2 protein-coding genes and 1 pseudogene are annotated in these 1,308 nt (G+C 41.7%); all 3 read left to right on the top strand.

The annotated features are described in order from the left end of the window. Nucleotides 1-317 (top strand): annotated as a pseudogene (locus QT992_RS33390) (GUN4 domain-containing protein); the annotation flags it as partial. A gap of 33 nt (nt 318-350) precedes the next feature. Next, nucleotides 351-689, top strand: a complete 339-nt coding sequence (locus QT992_RS33385; protein ID WP_333339303.1) for a type II toxin-antitoxin system RelE/ParE family toxin — start codon at nt 351-353, stop codon at nt 687-689. Further along, nucleotides 682-1,041, top strand: a complete 360-nt coding sequence (locus tag QT992_RS33380) for a transcriptional regulator (RefSeq protein WP_333339306.1) — start codon at nt 682-684, stop codon at nt 1,039-1,041. The genes QT992_RS33385 and QT992_RS33380 overlap by 8 nt, the downstream gene beginning before the upstream one ends. The last annotated feature ends 267 nt before the right edge of the window (nt 1,042-1,308 follow it).

Here is a 1,308-nt window from a genome sequence, read left to right as displayed (position 1 = left end):
ATTCAAGGCGACTGAAGTCGCAGCCGCTTTCCTCCCCATGTCTAAAGCCAGGGGCTTCTCGCTCGTTTTCCGGTGAATTTGATAACCAAGTTTTAACGAGAATAAAAGCTTCAGAGAGAGATCGTGAAGTTTGGAAGAGGTTTGGCGATACGGTGGGCTGGCGAAAAAACAGGGACTGGCTGGAACTATGGGATATCAATTTTTCAACATTAGCACCAGAAGGTCACCTCCCTTGGCTTTCCAGCACGGTTCGTTATGGTTTTAACTGGGTGGAGTGGGTGTGTCGTGACTCTCTTCTCTCGAGTGGAGACTTTTAAGCTTTAACATTAAGGTTTGTATTCAATAAAATCATGGAAGTCCAACCGAGAGAAATTCAAACCTATGAAACTTTAGAGGGAAAAATCCCTTTTGAAGAGTGGCTTGATTCTTTGCGCGATCGCGAAGGGAAAGCTAAAATAAAAGGTAGACTTCAGCGAGTTGCTCTTGGTAATTTAGGAGACTGTAAATCAGTAGGAGAGGGAGTTTATGAGTTGAAAATCGACTGCGGCCCAGGCTACCGGGTTTATTTTGGAGAAAGAGACTCAACTATTGTACTGCTTCTCTGCGGTGGAGATAAAAGTACCCAAGATCGAGATATTCGCAATGCCAAAGAATACTGGATAGAATTCAGGAGTAGAAACAATGCCTAAAACCCACAGTTATCATGACTATCTGATTAAATCCCTCCAAGAAATTGAAGAAGCTGCTGCTTATATTCAAGCAATTTTAGAAGAAAAAGAACCGGAATCTGAACTGTTACTGACGGTACTCAAAGACGTAGTGAAAGCTCAAGATAAACTCTCTATCATGACTGAAGACGAACAACAGAATTGGGAGAAACTTGAGGAATTGTTGAAAGCATCAGGGGGAGAAGAGATTTACCGATTTATTGGTTTGCTGAAGGCTTTAGGATTAAAGACAGATATTGCAGTTAGTCAATGTCAGACTCCAGACGCATCAATGCTAGAATCCCCATCTCGCGTCGAGACTTGTAAATTGTAACGTCTTACCAAATTACTCAAGAGTAGAAACTAGCTATTTTTTTATCTGCTGTAATAATAGCAGCTTAATTTATTTTCGGCAACCGCAGATATCAGCAGATAAACACACATGAACGCAGATAAAATTCCATTGGCGTTCATCGGCGTTTATCGGCGGTTAAAACTGAGATGTTGCACCATTCTCAATAAGCCTTTTATGAACAGGCTTTTCGGCCTGTTCCACAAAGAGTGAATTTTCTTGTGGAACAGGCCGAAAAGCCTGTTCTTG

The sequence above is a fragment of the Microcoleus sp. T3_D1 genome, from assembly GCF_036700405.1.
In the GTDB taxonomy this organism is placed as follows: domain Bacteria; phylum Cyanobacteriota; class Cyanobacteriia; order Cyanobacteriales; family Microcoleaceae; genus Microcoleus.
This window is presented reverse-complemented; position numbering and strand designations above follow the sequence as displayed.